1 protein-coding gene, 3 tRNA genes and 8 rRNA genes are annotated in these 17,773 nt (G+C 47.7%); all 12 read left to right on the top strand.

Translation table 11 applies throughout. The features are described from left to right. Positions 1-19 precede the first annotated feature (19 nt). The 12 genes from GFB47_RS10090 (at position 20) to GFB47_RS10035 (ending at position 17,664) form a co-directional block, all read left to right on the top strand. Positions 20-790: a phosphoadenylyl-sulfate reductase gene (locus GFB47_RS10090; protein ID WP_407701703.1), complete on the top strand. Its 771-nt coding sequence runs from the start codon at positions 20-22 to the stop codon at positions 788-790. Positions 791-1,519: 729 nt separating this feature from the next. Next, a 16S ribosomal RNA gene (locus GFB47_RS10085) occupies positions 1,520-3,062 on the top strand. 362 nt (positions 3,063-3,424) lie between these two features. Then, positions 3,425-6,314 (top strand): 23S ribosomal RNA (locus GFB47_RS10080). A 144-nt stretch (positions 6,315-6,458) separates the two neighbouring features. Further along, positions 6,459-6,574, top strand: a 5S ribosomal RNA gene (gene rrf / locus GFB47_RS10075). A 411-nt stretch (positions 6,575-6,985) separates the two neighbouring features. Then, positions 6,986-8,528 (top strand): 16S ribosomal RNA (locus GFB47_RS10070). 116 nt (positions 8,529-8,644) lie between these two features. Beyond that, positions 8,645-8,720 (top strand) — tRNA-Glu (locus GFB47_RS10065). A 33-nt stretch (positions 8,721-8,753) separates the two neighbouring features. Beyond that, positions 8,754-8,829 (top strand) — tRNA-Lys (locus GFB47_RS10060). A 43-nt stretch (positions 8,830-8,872) separates the two neighbouring features. Further along, positions 8,873-8,948: transfer RNA gene (locus tag GFB47_RS10055), tRNA-Val, on the top strand. Positions 8,949-9,307: 359 nt separating this feature from the next. Further along, a 23S ribosomal RNA gene (locus GFB47_RS10050) occupies positions 9,308-12,197 on the top strand. 144 nt (positions 12,198-12,341) lie between these two features. Then, positions 12,342-12,457: ribosomal RNA gene (rrf, locus tag GFB47_RS10045) — 5S ribosomal RNA — on the top strand. 411 nt (positions 12,458-12,868) lie between these two features. Beyond that, positions 12,869-14,408, top strand: a 16S ribosomal RNA gene (locus tag GFB47_RS10040). A 361-nt stretch (positions 14,409-14,769) separates the two neighbouring features. Further along, positions 14,770-17,664: ribosomal RNA gene (locus tag GFB47_RS10035) — 23S ribosomal RNA — on the top strand. Together the 16S, 23S and 5S rRNA genes with 3 tRNA genes alongside form the textbook arrangement of a ribosomal RNA operon. Positions 17,665-17,773: the final 109 nt, after the last annotated feature.

Below are 17,773 nucleotides of genomic sequence, written 5' to 3'. Positions count from 1 at the left end.
AACTGAATTAAATCAAAAAATGACGAGTAAGCTTGATCTGGTTGAGTTATTAACACTTAACAAAGTAGGGCAGAGCTTAAAATTAGCCGAAATAAATGCACATCTAGAAGATCTTAATGCCGAACAAAGAATTGCTTGGGCGATAGAAAATCTTGAAGGCGAGTTTGCGCTATCTTCAAGTTTTGGTCTGCAAGCGGCGGTTATGTTGCATTTGGTTACTAGCGTAAATCCCGAAACGCCTATTATCTTAACCGATACAGGTTACTTATTTCCTGAGACCTATCGTTTTATCGACCAGTTATCTGTTAGCTTAAACTTGAACTTAAAAACATTCCGAGCAGAGCAAGGCCCAAATTGGCAAGAGGCTCGTTATGGGAAGTTATGGGAGCAAGGGATCAAAGGGATAGAAAAGTACAACAAGATTAATAAAGTCGAACCAATGCGTAGGGCGTTAAGAGAGTTGGATGTTGCTACATGGTTTTCTGGTTTACGTCGAGATCAATCGGGTTCACGCAATCATCTTCCAATCTTGGCTATTCAAAACGGTGTATTTAAGTTTCTGCCTATTATCGATTGGAGTAATCAAGAGATAGATAAATACCTCGAATTACATCAATTGCCGTATCACCCATTAAGAGAGGAAGGTTACTTATCAGTTGGGGATACCCATACAACACGAAAATGGGAGCCAGGAATGAATGAAGAAGAAACCCGATTTTTTGGTTTGAAGCGTGAATGTGGTTTACATGAAGATGACAACACACCAGAAACGGATGGTTCGGGTATCTGATCACGACTATTGAAAGAGTGAAGCATCAACCAAAAGGTTATCTATTATAGATAGCCTTTTATATTTTTAAGTATTAAGAGTGTATCTGATAATAAAAAGCAGGATTAATCGTGGTTTTAAAAGAGAAAGCTAATCACTTGGTAGAGGTGGATTGTGAGCGTAAAAGGATAAGTCTGTGGATAAGCTGTATTAAACATGATGCTAAATTGGTATAAATAAGGCTTTGAATGTAAAATGAGCACCTAACACTTATTTTTGAAATAATTGAAAGAAAAGGCTTGCCAATGTGACGGCGATCTCTATAATGCGACCTCACTGACACGGAGCACACAGCCTAACGGCCGCAACGAGTTAGAGGTCATAACCTTCTCAAAAAGGTTAACGAAAAAAGATTGCAGAAAGTGTTTGACACGCTCAATCAAATCGTTAAAATGGCCGCCCTGTTCAACGAGACGCAAGTCGCACGAACAGTTGCTCTTTAACAATTTAAACCTATCAATCTGTGTGGGCACTCGTTGATGATAATCAATAAAGCTTCTTAGGAAGCAAGAATGATTTCAATGAACTGAGTGACCAAATTGAACAATTTATTGTTCGGCACAGTCAATTCATCATCATTCTGTTGGAATGATGATAGCTTTAAAATTACACTTTATCTTCGGATAAAGATTAGTTTTGAAGTCAGTATTCGTTGAGTCACTCCCTTTTAATTAAGGGAATCAAAATCTTAAATTGAAGAGTTTGATCATGGCTCAGATTGAACGCTGGCGGCAGGCCTAACACATGCAAGTCGAGCGGTAACAGAGATAGCTTGCTATCTGCTGACGAGCGGCGGACGGGTGAGTAATGCATAGGAAGTTGCCCTGATGTGGGGGATACCAGTTGGAAACGACTGTTAATACCGCATAATCTTTTCGGAGCAAAGCGGGGGACCTTCGGGCCTCGCGCGTTAGGATACGCCTATGTGGGATTAGCTAGTTGGTGAGGTAATGGCTCACCAAGGCGACGATCCCTAGCTGGTCTGAGAGGATGATCAGCCACACTGGGACTGAGACACGGCCCAGACTCCTACGGGAGGCAGCAGTGGGGAATATTGCACAATGGGCGAAAGCCTGATGCAGCCATGCCGCGTGTATGAAGAAGGCCTTCGGGTTGTAAAGTACTTTCAGTAGTGAGGAAGGTTGCGTAGTTAATAGCTGCGTAGCTTGACGTTAGCAACAGAAGAAGCACCGGCTAACTCCGTGCCAGCAGCCGCGGTAATACGGAGGGTGCGAGCGTTAATCGGAATTACTGGGCGTAAAGCGCATGCAGGTGGTTTGTTAAGTCAGATGTGAAAGCCCGGGGCTCAACCTCGGAAGGTCATTTGAAACTGGCAAACTAGAGTACTGTAGAGGGGGGTAGAATTTCAGGTGTAGCGGTGAAATGCGTAGAGATCTGAAGGAATACCAGTGGCGAAGGCGGCCCCCTGGACAGATACTGACACTCAGATGCGAAAGCGTGGGGAGCAAACGGGATTAGATACCCCGGTAGTCCACGCCGTAAACGATGTCTACTTGGAGGTTGTGGCCTTGAGCCGTGGCTTTCGGAGCTAACGCGTTAAGTAGACCGCCTGGGGAGTACGGTCGCAAGATTAAAACTCAAATGAATTGACGGGGGCCCGCACAAGCGGTGGAGCATGTGGTTTAATTCGATGCAACGCGAAGAACCTTACCTACTCTTGACATCTACAGAAGTCGGCGGAGACGCTGATGTGCCTTCGGGAACTGTAAGACAGGTGCTGCATGGCTGTCGTCAGCTCGTGTTGTGAAATGTTGGGTTAAGTCCCGCAACGAGCGCAACCCTTATCCTTGTTTGCCAGCGAGTAATGTCGGGAACTCCAGGGAGACTGCCGGTGATAAACCGGAGGAAGGTGGGGACGACGTCAAGTCATCATGGCCCTTACGAGTAGGGCTACACACGTGCTACAATGGCGCATACAGAGGGCAGCAAACTAGCGATAGTGAGCGAATCCCAAAAAGTGCGTCGTAGTCCGGATTGGAGTCTGCAACTCGACTCCATGAAGTCGGAATCGCTAGTAATCGTGGATCAGAATGCCACGGTGAATACGTTCCCGGGCCTTGTACACACCGCCCGTCACACCATGGGAGTGGGCTGCAAAAGAAGTAGGTAGTTTAACCTTTCGGGGAGGACGCTTACCACTTTGTGGTTCATGACTGGGGTGAAGTCGTAACAAGGTAGCCCTAGGGGAACCTGGGGCTGGATCACCTCCTTACGAAAAGATTATTTTTGATGAGTACCCACACAGATTGATGGTTTAGATAAAGTTAAAGCAGAGCTTTAATGAATGACTTCGGTTATTGATTAAAGCTTTTATGCTTTATTGCTCTTTAACAATTTGGAAAGCTGACTGAATAAATAACCAAGGTTATTTGTTCAAAATAAAAGTTCTCAAATCTTATTACTTGCTTGCAAGTGATGAGTAACAACACACATTCAAGTGTCTTGTATTCTACAAACCATTTATGGTTTGTTCTATTGAGTCCGGCAAATCGTTTATTCAAGATTACCCTCTTGAATAAACAAAAAACTAAACCTTATTTAGTTGAACATACATAAGACCCTTTTGGGTTGTATGGTTAAGTGAATAAGCGTACACGGTGGATGCCTAGGCAGTCAGAGGCGATGAAGGACGTATTAACTTGCGATAAGCGTAGATAAGGCAGTAAAAGCCACTTGAGTCTACGATTTCCGAATGGGGAAACCCACGTGCATAAGCACGTATTATTAACTGAATACATAGGTTAATAAGGCGAACCCGGGGAACTGAAACATCTAAGTACCCGGAGGAAGAGAAATCAACCGAGATTCCGAAAGTAGCGGCGAGCGAAATTGGATTAGCCCTTAAGCTTTATATGATGCAGGTGAAGGCTCTGGAAAGTGCCGCGATACAGGGTGATAGCCCCGTAACCGACACATCATACTAAGTGAAAACGAGTAAGGCGGGACACGTGATATCCTGTTTGAATATGGGGGGACCATCCTCCAAGGCTAAATACTCCTGACTGACCGATAGTGAACCAGTACCGTGAGGGAAAGGCGAAAAGAACCCCTGTGAGGGGAGTGAAATAGAACCTGAAACCGTGTACGTACAAGCAGTAGGAGCACCTTCGTGGTGTGACTGCGTACCTTTTGTATAATGGGTCAGCGACTTAATTTTAGTAGCAAGGTTAACCGTTTAGGGGAGCCGTAGGGAAACCGAGTCTTAACTGGGCGAATAGTTGCTAGGATTAGACCCGAAACCAGGTGATCTAGCCATGGGCAGGTTGAAGATTGAGTAACATCAATTGGAGGACCGAACCGACTAATGTTGAAAAATTAGCGGATGACTTGTGGCTAGGGGTGAAAGGCCAATCAAACCTGGAGATAGCTGGTTCTCCCCGAAAGCTATTTAGGTAGCGCCTCGGACGAATACTACTGGGGGTAGAGCACTGTTAAGGCTAGGGGGTCATCCCGACTTACCAACCCTTTGCAAACTCCGAATACCAGTAAGTAATATCCGGGAGACACACGGCGGGTGCTAACGTCCGTCGTGGAGAGGGAAACAACCCAGACCGCCAGCTAAGGTCCCAAAGTATAGCTAAGTGGGAAACGATGTGGGAAGGCTCAGACAGCCAGGATGTTGGCTTAGAAGCAGCCATCATTTAAAGAAAGCGTAATAGCTCACTGGTCGAGTCGGCCTGCGCGGAAGATGTAACGGGGCTAAGCTATACACCGAAGCTGCGGCAGCATAATTTATTATGCTGGGTAGGGGAGCGTTCTGTAAGCCGTTGAAGGTGAACTGAGAAGTTTGCTGGAGGTATCAGAAGTGCGAATGCTGACATGAGTAACGATAAAGGGAGTGAAAAACTCCCTCGCCGGAAGACCAAGGGTTCCTGTCCAACGTTAATCGGGGCAGGGTAAGTCGACCCCTAAGGCGAGGCTGAAAAGCGTAGTCGATGGGAAACGGGTTAATATTCCCGTACTTCTTATAAATGCGATGGGGGGACGGAGAAGGCTAGGTGGGCCTGGCGATGGTTGTCCAGGTTCAAGTGCGTAGGCTAATTTCTTAGGTAAATCCGGGAAATTGTTAGGCTGAGACACGATGTCGAGTCACTACGGTGATGAAGTCATTGATGCCATACTTCCAGGAAAAGCCTCTAAGCTTCAGTTTATAAGAAATCGTACCCCAAACCGACACAGGTGGTCGGGTAGAGAATACCAAGGCGCTTGAGAGAACTCGGGTGAAGGAACTAGGCAAAATGGTACCGTAACTTCGGGAGAAGGTACGCTCCTGTTGGTGATGAGACTTGCTCTCTAAGCTGACGGGAGTCGCAGATACCAGGTGGCTGCAACTGTTTATTAAAAACACAGCACTGTGCAAAATCGTAAGATGACGTATACGGTGTGACGCCTGCCCGGTGCCGGAAGGTTAATTGATGGGGTTAGACTTCGGTCGAAGCTCTTGATCGAAGCCCCGGTAAACGGCGGCCGTAACTATAACGGTCCTAAGGTAGCGAAATTCCTTGTCGGGTAAGTTCCGACCTGCACGAATGGCGTAATGATGGCCACGCTGTCTCCACCCGAGACTCAGTGAAATTGAAATCGCTGTGAAGATGCAGTGTACCCGCGGCTAGACGGAAAGACCCCGTGAACCTTTACTACAGCTTGGCACTGAACATTGAACCTACATGTGTAGGATAGGTGGGAGACTTTGAAGCATTGTCGCTAGATGATGTGGAGTCGTCCTTGAAATACCACCCTTGTAGTTTTGATGTTCTAACATAGGTCCCTAATCGGGATTGTGGACAGTGCCTGGTGGGTAGTTTGACTGGGGCGGTCTCCTCCCAAAGAGTAACGGAGGAGCACGAAGGTGGGCTAAACACGGTTGGACATCGTGTGGTTAGTGCAATGGCATAAGCCCGCTTGACTGCGAGAATGACAATTCGAGCAGGTGCGAAAGCAGGTCATAGTGATCCGGTGGTTCTGAATGGAAGGGCCATCGCTCAACGGATAAAAGGTACTCCGGGGATAACAGGCTGATACCGCCCAAGAGTTCATATCGACGGCGGTGTTTGGCACCTCGATGTCGGCTCATCACATCCTGGGGCTGAAGTCGGTCCCAAGGGTATGGCTGTTCGCCATTTAAAGTGGTACGCGAGCTGGGTTTAGAACGTCGTGAGACAGTTCGGTCCCTATCTGCCGTGGGCGTTGGAAGATTGAAGGGGGCTGCTCCTAGTACGAGAGGACCGGAGTAGACGAACCACTGGTGTTCGGGTTGTCATGCCAATGGCATTGCCCGGTAGCTAAGTTCGGAATCGATAAGTGCTGAAAGCATCTAAGCACGAAGCGAGCCCTGAGATGAGTCTTCCCTGGCGCTTTAAGCGTCCTAAAGGGTTGTTCGAGACTAGAACGTTGATAGGCAGGGTGTGTAAGTGCTGCGAGGCATTGAGCTAACCTGTACTAATTGCCCGTGAGGCTTAACCATACAACACCTAAAGGGTTTTGTTGTTGGATTTAATAGAAGATACAGATAGATACTTGAATGAAGTGTGAGAACAGATATTTAGTTAGAGATAACAAACAGCTTTCCGAATTAGTTAAGACGAAATCGTCTTAACAAAGAATATTGCTTGGCGACCATAGCATTGTGGACCCACCTGATTCCATGCCGAACTCAGAAGTGAAACGCAATAGCGCCGATGGTAGTGTGGGGTTTCCCCATGTGAGAGTAGGACATCGCCAGGCTTGAATTTTAAGCTTACTTATTAGTAGGCTTTTACTTCCACTTTCAAAGTGAAGTAAAAATAGTATTTTCGTAAAGTTGAAAATACTATCTTGACTTTCATTTTAGTAAGCGTATTATACGCTTCCTGCTTGTGACGCAAGTCACTGAAAGCAATGCTCTTTAACAATTTAAACCTATCAATCTGTGTGGGCACTCGTTGATGATAATCAATAAAGCTTCTTAGGAAGCAAAAATGATTTCAATGAACTGAGTGACCAAATTGAACAATTTATTGTTCGGCACAGTCAATTCATCATCATTCTGTTGGAATGATGATAGCTTTAAAATTACACTTTATCTTCGGATAAAGATTAGTTTTGAAGTCAGTATTCGTTGAGTCACTCCCTTTTAATTAAGGGAATCAAAATCTTAAATTGAAGAGTTTGATCATGGCTCAGATTGAACGCTGGCGGCAGGCCTAACACATGCAAGTCGAGCGGTAACAGAGATAGCTTGCTATCTGCTGACGAGCGGCGGACGGGTGAGTAATGCATAGGAAGTTGCCCTGATGTGGGGGATACCAGTTGGAAACGACTGTTAATACCGCATAATCTTTTCGGAGCAAAGCGGGGGACCTTCGGGCCTCGCGCGTTAGGATACGCCTATGTGGGATTAGCTAGTTGGTGAGGTAATGGCTCACCAAGGCGACGATCCCTAGCTGGTCTGAGAGGATGATCAGCCACACTGGGACTGAGACACGGCCCAGACTCCTACGGGAGGCAGCAGTGGGGAATATTGCACAATGGGCGAAAGCCTGATGCAGCCATGCCGCGTGTATGAAGAAGGCCTTCGGGTTGTAAAGTACTTTCAGTTGTGAGGAAGGTTGCGTAGTTAATAGCTGCGTAGCTTGACGTTAGCAACAGAAGAAGCACCGGCTAACTCCGTGCCAGCAGCCGCGGTAATACGGAGGGTGCGAGCGTTAATCGGAATTACTGGGCGTAAAGCGCATGCAGGTGGTTTGTTAAGTCAGATGTGAAAGCCCGGGGCTCAACCTCGGAAGGTCATTTGAAACTGGCAAACTAGAGTACTGTAGAGGGGGGTAGAATTTCAGGTGTAGCGGTGAAATGCGTAGAGATCTGAAGGAATACCAGTGGCGAAGGCGGCCCCCTGGACAGATACTGACACTCAGATGCGAAAGCGTGGGGAGCAAACGGGATTAGATACCCCGGTAGTCCACGCCGTAAACGATGTCTACTTGGAGGTTGTGGCCTTGAGCCGTGGCTTTCGGAGCTAACGCGTTAAGTAGACCGCCTGGGGAGTACGGTCGCAAGATTAAAACTCAAATGAATTGACGGGGGCCCGCACAAGCGGTGGAGCATGTGGTTTAATTCGATGCAACGCGAAGAACCTTACCTACTCTTGACATCTACAGAAGTCGGCGGAGACGCTGATGTGCCTTCGGGAACTGTAAGACAGGTGCTGCATGGCTGTCGTCAGCTCGTGTTGTGAAATGTTGGGTTAAGTCCCGCAACGAGCGCAACCCTTATCCTTGTTTGCCAGCGAGTAATGTCGGGAACTCCAGGGAGACTGCCGGTGATAAACCGGAGGAAGGTGGGGACGACGTCAAGTCATCATGGCCCTTACGAGTAGGGCTACACACGTGCTACAATGGCGCATACAGAGGGCAGCAAGCTAGCGATAGTGAGCGAATCCCAAAAAGTGCGTCGTAGTCCGGATTGGAGTCTGCAACTCGACTCCATGAAGTCGGAATCGCTAGTAATCGTGGATCAGAATGCCACGGTGAATACGTTCCCGGGCCTTGTACACACCGCCCGTCACACCATGGGAGTGGGCTGCAAAAGAAGTAGGTAGTTTAACCTTTCGGGGAGGACGCTTACCACTTTGTGGTTCATGACTGGGGTGAAGTCGTAACAAGGTAGCCCTAGGGGAACCTGGGGCTGGATCACCTCCTTACGAAAAGATTATTTTTGATGAGTACCCACACAGATTGATTAGGTTTAGAAAAGAAAAGAGTTTGAAAGCATCCCATATGCTTTCGTATTTTATTCAGAAATGAATAAAAATCCTGTGTCCCGTTCGTCTAGAGGCCTAGGACACCGCCCTTTCACGGCGGTAACAGGGGTTCGACTCCCCTACGGGATACCACTTCTCTCCTTTTGATTAAGAGAGTAGTAAAATGGGTCGTTAGCTCAGCTGGTAGAGCAGTTGACTTTTAATCAATTGGTCGCAGGTTCGAATCCTGCACGACCCACCATTCCTTCCACGGGAATGCTTACTTTAGGTAAGAAAAACAATGTGGGCGATTAGCTCAGTTGGGAGAGCACCTGCCTTACAAGCAGGGGGTCACTGGTTCGAGCCCGGTATCGCCCACCACTCTTTAAGTGTTTTCTATGATGTTTCGCATTCAATTTTTATTGAATGGGATTTCTTGTCGCTGAAAGCCTTTAAAAAGTGTTACGTTTGTAAAAACAATAACTCTTTGCTCTTTAACAATTTGGAAAGCTGACTGAATAAATAACCAAGGTTATTTGTTCAAAATAAAAGTTCTCAAATCTTATTGCTTGCTTGCAAGTGATGAGTAACAACACACATTCAAGTGTCTTGTATTCTACAAACCATTTATGGTTTGTTCTATTGAGTCCGGCAAATCGTTTATTCAAGATTACCCTCTTGAATAAACAAAAAACTAAACCTTATTTAGTTGAACATACATAAGACCCTTTTGGTTGTATGGTTAAGTGAATAAGCGTACACGGTGGATGCCTAGGCAGTCAGAGGCGATGAAGGACGTATTAACTTGCGATAAGCGTAGATAAGGCAGTAAAAGCCACTTGAGTCTACGATTTCCGAATGGGGAAACCCACGTGCATAAGCACGTATTATTAACTGAATACATAGGTTAATAAGGCGAACCCGGGGAACTGAAACATCTAAGTACCCGGAGGAAGAGAAATCAACCGAGATTCCGAAAGTAGCGGCGAGCGAAATTGGATTAGCCCTTAAGCTTTATATGATGCAGGTGAAGGCTCTGGAAAGTGCCGCGATACAGGGTGATAGCCCCGTAACCGACACATCATACTAAGTGAAAACGAGTAAGGCGGGACACGTGATATCCTGTTTGAATATGGGGGGACCATCCTCCAAGGCTAAATACTCCTGACTGACCGATAGTGAACCAGTACCGTGAGGGAAAGGCGAAAAGAACCCCTGTGAGGGGAGTGAAATAGAACCTGAAACCGTGTACGTACAAGCAGTAGGAGCACCTTCGTGGTGTGACTGCGTACCTTTTGTATAATGGGTCAGCGACTTAATTTTAGTAGCAAGGTTAACCGTTTAGGGGAGCCGTAGGGAAACCGAGTCTTAACTGGGCGAATAGTTGCTAGGATTAGACCCGAAACCAGGTGATCTAGCCATGGGCAGGTTGAAGATTGAGTAACATCAATTGGAGGACCGAACCGACTAATGTTGAAAAATTAGCGGATGACTTGTGGCTAGGGGTGAAAGGCCAATCAAACCTGGAGATAGCTGGTTCTCCCCGAAAGCTATTTAGGTAGCGCCTCGGACGAATACTACTGGGGGTAGAGCACTGTTAAGGCTAGGGGGTCATCCCGACTTACCAACCCTTTGCAAACTCCGAATACCAGTAAGTAATATCCGGGAGACACACGGCGGGTGCTAACGTCCGTCGTGGAGAGGGAAACAACCCAGACCGCCAGCTAAGGTCCCAAAGTATAGCTAAGTGGGAAACGATGTGGGAAGGCTCAGACAGCCAGGATGTTGGCTTAGAAGCAGCCATCATTTAAAGAAAGCGTAATAGCTCACTGGTCGAGTCGGCCTGCGCGGAAGATGTAACGGGGCTAAGCTATACACCGAAGCTGCGGCAGCATAATTTATTATGCTGGGTAGGGGAGCGTTCTGTAAGCCGTTGAAGGTGAACTGAGAAGTTTGCTGGAGGTATCAGAAGTGCGAATGCTGACATGAGTAACGATAAAGGGAGTGAAAAACTCCCTCGCCGGAAGACCAAGGGTTCCTGTCCAACGTTAATCGGGGCAGGGTAAGTCGACCCCTAAGGCGAGGCTGAAAAGCGTAGTCGATGGGAAACGGGTTAATATTCCCGTACTTCTTATAAATGCGATGGGGGGACGGAGAAGGCTAGGTGGGCCTGGCGATGGTTGTCCAGGTTCAAGTGCGTAGGCTAATTTCTTAGGTAAATCCGGGAAATTGTTAGGCTGAGACACGATGTCGAGTCACTACGGTGATGAAGTCATTGATGCCATGCTTCCAGGAAAAGCCTCTAAGCTTCAGTTTATAAGAAATCGTACCCCAAACCGACACAGGTGGTCGGGTAGAGAATACCAAGGCGCTTGAGAGAACTCGGGTGAAGGAACTAGGCAAAATGGTACCGTAACTTCGGGAGAAGGTACGCTCCTGTTGGTGATGAGACTTGCTCTCTAAGCTGACGGGAGTCGCAGATACCAGGTGGCTGCAACTGTTTATTAAAAACACAGCACTGTGCAAAATCGTAAGATGACGTATACGGTGTGACGCCTGCCCGGTGCCGGAAGGTTAATTGATGGGGTTAGACTTCGGTCGAAGCTCTTGATCGAAGCCCCGGTAAACGGCGGCCGTAACTATAACGGTCCTAAGGTAGCGAAATTCCTTGTCGGGTAAGTTCCGACCTGCACGAATGGCGTAATGATGGCCACGCTGTCTCCACCCGAGACTCAGTGAAATTGAAATCGCTGTGAAGATGCAGTGTACCCGCGGCTAGACGGAAAGACCCCGTGAACCTTTACTACAGCTTGGCACTGAACATTGAACCTACATGTGTAGGATAGGTGGGAGACTTTGAAGCATTGTCGCTAGATGATGTGGAGTCGTCCTTGAAATACCACCCTTGTAGTTTTGATGTTCTAACATAGGTCCCTAATCGGGATTGTGGACAGTGCCTGGTGGGTAGTTTGACTGGGGCGGTCTCCTCCCAAAGAGTAACGGAGGAGCACGAAGGTGGGCTAAACACGGTTGGACATCGTGTGGTTAGTGCAATGGCATAAGCCCGCTTGACTGCGAGAATGACAATTCGAGCAGGTGCGAAAGCAGGTCATAGTGATCCGGTGGTTCTGAATGGAAGGGCCATCGCTCAACGGATAAAAGGTACTCCGGGGATAACAGGCTGATACCGCCCAAGAGTTCATATCGACGGCGGTGTTTGGCACCTCGATGTCGGCTCATCACATCCTGGGGCTGAAGTCGGTCCCAAGGGTATGGCTGTTCGCCATTTAAAGTGGTACGCGAGCTGGGTTTAGAACGTCGTGAGACAGTTCGGTCCCTATCTGCCGTGGGCGTTGGAAGATTGAAGGGGGCTGCTCCTAGTACGAGAGGACCGGAGTGGACGAACCACTGGTGTTCGGGTTGTCATGCCAATGGCATTGCCCGGTAGCTAAGTTCGGAATCGATAAGTGCTGAAAGCATCTAAGCACGAAGCGAGCCCTGAGATGAGTCTTCCCTGGCGCTTTAAGCGTCCTAAAGGGTTGTTCGAGACTAGAACGTTGATAGGCAGGGTGTGTAAGTGCTGCGAGGCATTGAGCTAACCTGTACTAATTGCCCGTGAGGCTTAACCATACAACACCTAAAGGGTTTTGTTGTTGGATTTAATAGAAGATACAGATAGATACTTGAATGAAGTGTGAGAACAGATATTTAGTTAGAGATAACAAACAGCTTTCCGAATTAGTTAAGACGAAATCGTCTTAACAAAGAATATTGCTTGGCGACCATAGCATTGTGGACCCACCTGATTCCATGCCGAACTCAGAAGTGAAACGCAATAGCGCCGATGGTAGTGTGGGGTTTCCCCATGTGAGAGTAGGACATCGCCAGGCTTGAATTTTAAGCTTACTTATTAGTAGGCTTTTACTTCCACTTTCAAAGTGAAGTAAAAATAGTATTTTCGTAAAGTTGAAAATACTATCTTGACTTTCATTTTAGTAAGCGTATTATACGCTTCCTGCTTGTGACGCAAGTCACTGAAAGCAATGCTCTTTAACAATTTAAACCTATCAATCTGTGTGGGCACTCGTTGATGATAATCAATAAAGCTTCTTAGGAAGCAAAAATGATTTCAATGAACTGAGTGACCAAATTGAACAATTTATTGTTCGGCACAGTCAATTCATCATCATTCTGTTGGAATGATGATAGCTTTAAAATTACACTTTATCTTAGGATAAAGATTAGTTTTGAAGTCAGTATTCGTTGAGTCACTCCCTTTTAATTAAGGGAATCAAAATCTTAAATTGAAGAGTTTGATCATGGCTCAGATTGAACGCTGGCGGCAGGCCTAACACATGCAAGTCGAGCGGTAACAGAGATAGCTTGCTATCTGCTGACGAGCGGCGGACGGGTGAGTAATGCATAGGAAGTTGCCCTGATGTGGGGGATACCAGTTGGAAACGACTGTTAATACCGCATAATCTTTTCGGAGCAAAGCGGGGGACCTTCGGGCCTCGCGCGTTAGGATACGCCTATGTGGGATTAGCTAGTTGGTGAGGTAATGGCTCACCAAGGCGACGATCCCTAGCTGGTCTGAGAGGATGATCAGCCACACTGGGACTGAGACACGGCCCAGACTCCTACGGGAGGCAGCAGTGGGGAATATTGCACAATGGGCGAAAGCCTGATGCAGCCATGCCGCGTGTATGAAGAAGGCCTTCGGGTTGTAAAGTACTTTCAGTTGTGAGGAAGGTTGCGTAGTTAATAGCTGCGTAGCTTGACGTTAGCAACAGAAGAAGCACCGGCTAACTCCGTGCCAGCAGCCGCGGTAATACGGAGGGTGCGAGCGTTAATCGGAATTACTGGGCGTAAAGCGCATGCAGGTGGTTTGTTAAGTCAGATGTGAAAGCCCGGGGCTCAACCTCGGAAGGTCATTTGAAACTGGCAAACTAGAGTACTGTAGAGGGGGTAGAATTTCAGGTGTAGCGGTGAAATGCGTAGAGATCTGAAGGAATACCAGTGGCGAAGGCGGCCCCCTGGACAGATACTGACACTCAGATGCGAAAGCGTGGGGAGCAAACGGGATTAGATACCCCGGTAGTCCACGCCGTAAACGATGTCTACTTGGAGGTTGTGGCCTTGAGCCGTGGCTTTCGGAGCTAACGCGTTAAGTAGACCGCCTGGGGAGTACGGTCGCAAGATTAAAACTCAATGAATTGACGGGGGCCCGCACAAGCGGTGGAGCATGTGGTTTAATTCGATGCAACGCGAAGAACCTTACCTACTCTTGACATCTACAGAAGTCGGCGGAGACGCTGATGTGCCTTCGGAACTGTAAGACAGGTGCTGCATGGCTGTCGTCAGCTCGTGTTGTGAAATGTTGGGTTAAGTCCCGCAACGAGCGCAACCCTTATCCTTGTTTGCCAGCGAGTAATGTCGGGAACTCCAGGGAGACTGCCGGTGATAAACCGGAGGAAGGTGGGGACGACGTCAAGTCATCATGGCCCTTACGAGTAGGGCTACACACGTGCTACAATGGCGCATACAGAGGGCAGCAAGCTAGCGATAGTGAGCGAATCCCAAAAAGTGCGTCGTAGTCCGGATTGGAGTCTGCAACTCGACTCCATGAAGTCGGAATCGCTAGTAATCGTGGATCAGAATGCCACGGTGAATACGTTCCCGGGCCTTGTACACACCGCCCGTCACACCATGGGAGTGGGCTGCAAAAGAAGTAGGTAGTTTAACCTTTCGGGGAGGACGCTTACCACTTTGTGGTTCATGACTGGGGTGAAGTCGTAACAAGGTAGCCCTAGGGGAACCTGGGGCTGGATCACCTCCTTACGAAAAGATTATTTTTGATGAGTACCCACACAGATTGATGGTTTAGATAAAGTTAAAGCAGAGCTTTAATGAATGACTTCGGTTATTGATTAAAGCTTTTATGCTTTATGCTCTTTAACAATTTGGAAAGCTGACTGAATAAATAACCAAGGTTATTTGTTCAAAATAAAAGTTCTCAAATCTTATTACTTGCTTGCAAGTGATGAGTAACAACACACATTCAAGTGTCTTGTATTCTACAAACCATTTATGGTTTGTTCTATTGAGTCCGGCAAATCGTTTATTCAAGATTACCCTCTTGAATAAACAAAAAACTAAACCTTATTTAGTTGAACATACATAAGACCCTTTTGGGTTGTATGGTTAAGTGAATAAGCGTACACGGTGGATGCCTAGGCAGTCAGAGGCGATGAAGGACGTATTAACTTGCGATAAGCGTAGATAAGGCAGTAAAAGCCACTTGAGTCTACGATTTCCGAATGGGGAAACCCACGTGCATAAGCACGTATTATTAACTGAATACATAGGTTAATAAGGCGAACCCGGGGAACTGAAACATCTAAGTACCCGGAGGAAGAGAAATCAACCGAGATTCCGAAAGTAGCGGCGAGCGAAATTGGATTAGCCCTTAAGCTTTATATGATGCAGGTGAAGGCTCTGGAAAGTGCCGCGATACAGGGTGATAGCCCCGTAACCGACACATCATACTAAGTGAAAACGAGTAAGGCGGGACACGTGATATCCTGTTTGAATATGGGGGGACCATCCTCCAAGGCTAAATACTCCTGACTGACCGATAGTGAACCAGTACCGTGAGGGAAAGGCGAAAAGAACCCCTGTGAGGGGAGTGAAATAGAACCTGAAACCGTGTACGTACAAGCAGTAGGAGCACCTTCGTGGTGTGACTGCGTACCTTTTGTATAATGGGTCAGCGACTTAATTTTAGTAGCAAGGTTAACCGTTTAGGGGAGCCGTAGGGAAACCGAGTCTTAACTGGGCGAATAGTTGCTAGGATTAGACCCGAAACCAGGTGATCTAGCCATGGGCAGGTTGAAGATTGAGTAACATCAATTGGAGGACCGAACCGACTAATGTTGAAAAATTAGCGGATGACTTGTGGCTAGGGGTGAAAGGCCAATCAAACCTGGAGATAGCTGGTTCTCCCCGAAAGCTATTTAGGTAGCGCCTCGGACGAATACTACTGGGGGTAGAGCACTGTTAAGGCTAGGGGGTCATCCCGACTTACCAACCCTTTGCAAACTCCGAATACCAGTAAGTAATATCCGGGAGACACACGGCGGGTGCTAACGTCCGTCGTGGAGAGGGAAACAACCCAGACCGCCAGCTAAGGTCCCAAAGTATAGCTAAGTGGGAAACGATGTGGGAAGGCTCAGACAGCCAGGATGTTGGCTTAGAAGCAGCCATCATTTAAAGAAAGCGTAATAGCTCACTGGTCGAGTCGGCCTGCGCGGAAGATGTAACGGGGCTAAGCTATACACCGAAGCTGCGGCAGCATAATTTATTATGCTGGGTAGGGGAGCGTTCTGTAAGCCGTTGAAGGTGAACTGAGAAGTTTGCTGGAGGTATCAGAAGTGCGAATGCTGACATGAGTAACGATAAAGGGAGTGAAAAACTCCCTCGCCGGAAGACCAAGGGTTCCTGTCCAACGTTAATCGGGGCAGGGTAAGTCGACCCCTAAGGCGAGGCTGAAAAGCGTAGTCGATGGGAAACGGGTTAATATTCCCGTACTTCTTATAAATGCGATGGGGGGACGGAGAAGGCTAGGTGGGCCTGGCGATGGTTGTCCAGGTTCAAGTGCGTAGGCTAATTTCTTAGGTAAATCCGGGAAATTGTTAGGCTGAGACACGATGTCGAGTCACTACGGTGATGAAGTCATTGATGCCATGCTTCCAGGAAAAGCTCTAAGCTTCAGAAACTCTAAACAGATAATCGTACCCCAAACCGACACAGGTGGTCGGGTAGAGAATACCAAGGCGCTTGAGAGAACTCGGGTGAAGGAACTAGGCAAAATGGTACCGTAACTTCGGGAGAAGGTACGCTCCTGTTGGTGATGAGACTTGCTCTCTAAGCTGACGGGAGTCGCAGATACCAGGTGGCTGCAACTGTTTATTAAAAACACAGCACTGTGCAAAATCGTAAGATGACGTATACGGTGTGACGCCTGCCCGGTGCCGGAAGGTTAATTGATGGGGTTAGACTTCGGTCGAAGCTCTTGATCGAAGCCCCGGTAAACGGCGGCCGTAACTATAACGGTCCTAAGGTAGCGAAATTCCTTGTCGGGTAAGTTCCGACCTGCACGAATGGCGTAATGATGGCCACGCTGTCTCCACCCGAGACTCAGTGAAATTGAAATCGCTGTGAAGATGCAGTGTACCCGCGGCTAGACGGAAAGACCCCGTGAACCTTTACTACAGCTTGGCACTGAACATTGAACCTACATGTGTAGGATAGGTGGGAGACTTTGAAGCATTGTCGCTAGATGATGTGGAGTCGTCCTTGAAATACCACCCTTGTAGTTTTGATGTTCTAACATAGGTCCCTAATCGGGATTGTGGACAGTGCCTGGTGGGTAGTTTGACTGGGGCGGTCTCCTCCCAAAGAGTAACGGAGGAGCACGAAGGTGGGCTAAACACGGTTGGACATCGTGTGGTTAGTGCAATGGCATAAGCCCGCTTGACTGCGAGAATGACAATTCGAGCAGGTGCGAAAGCAGGTCATAGTGATCCGGTGGTTCTGAATGGAAGGGCCATCGCTCAACGGATAAAAGGTACTCCGGGGATAACAGGCTGATACCGCCCAAGAGTTCATATCGACGGCGGTGTTTGGCACCTCGATGTCGGCTCATCACATCCTGGGGCTGAAGTCGGTCCCAAGGGTATGGCTGTTCGCCATTTAAAGTGGTACGCGAGCTGGGTTTAGAACGTCGTGAGACAGTTCGGTCCCTATCTGCCGTGGGCGTTGGAAGATTGAAGGGGGCTGCTCCTAGTACGAGAGGACCGGAGTGGACGAACCACTGGTGTTCGGGTTGTCATGCCAATGGCATTGCCCGGTAGCTAAGTTCGGAATCGATAAGTGCTGAAAGCATCTAAGCACGAAGCGAGCCCTGAGATGAGTCTTCCCTGGCGCTTTAAGCGTCCTAAAGGGTTGTTCGAGACTAGAACGTTGATAGGCAGGGTGTGTAAGTGCTGCGAGGCATTGAGCTAACCTGTACTAATTGCCCGTGAGGCTTAACCATACAACACCTAAAGGGTTTTGTTGTTGGATTTAATAGAAGATACAGATAGATACTTGAATGAAGTGTGAGAACAGATATTTAGTTAGAGATAACAAACAGCTTTCCGAAT

This window comes from Vibrio algicola (assembly GCF_009601765.2).
Lineage (GTDB): Bacteria > Pseudomonadota > Gammaproteobacteria > Enterobacterales > Vibrionaceae > Vibrio > Vibrio algicola.
Note: the sequence above shows the minus strand (reverse complement) of the source record. Positions and strands in the feature narration are given on the sequence as shown.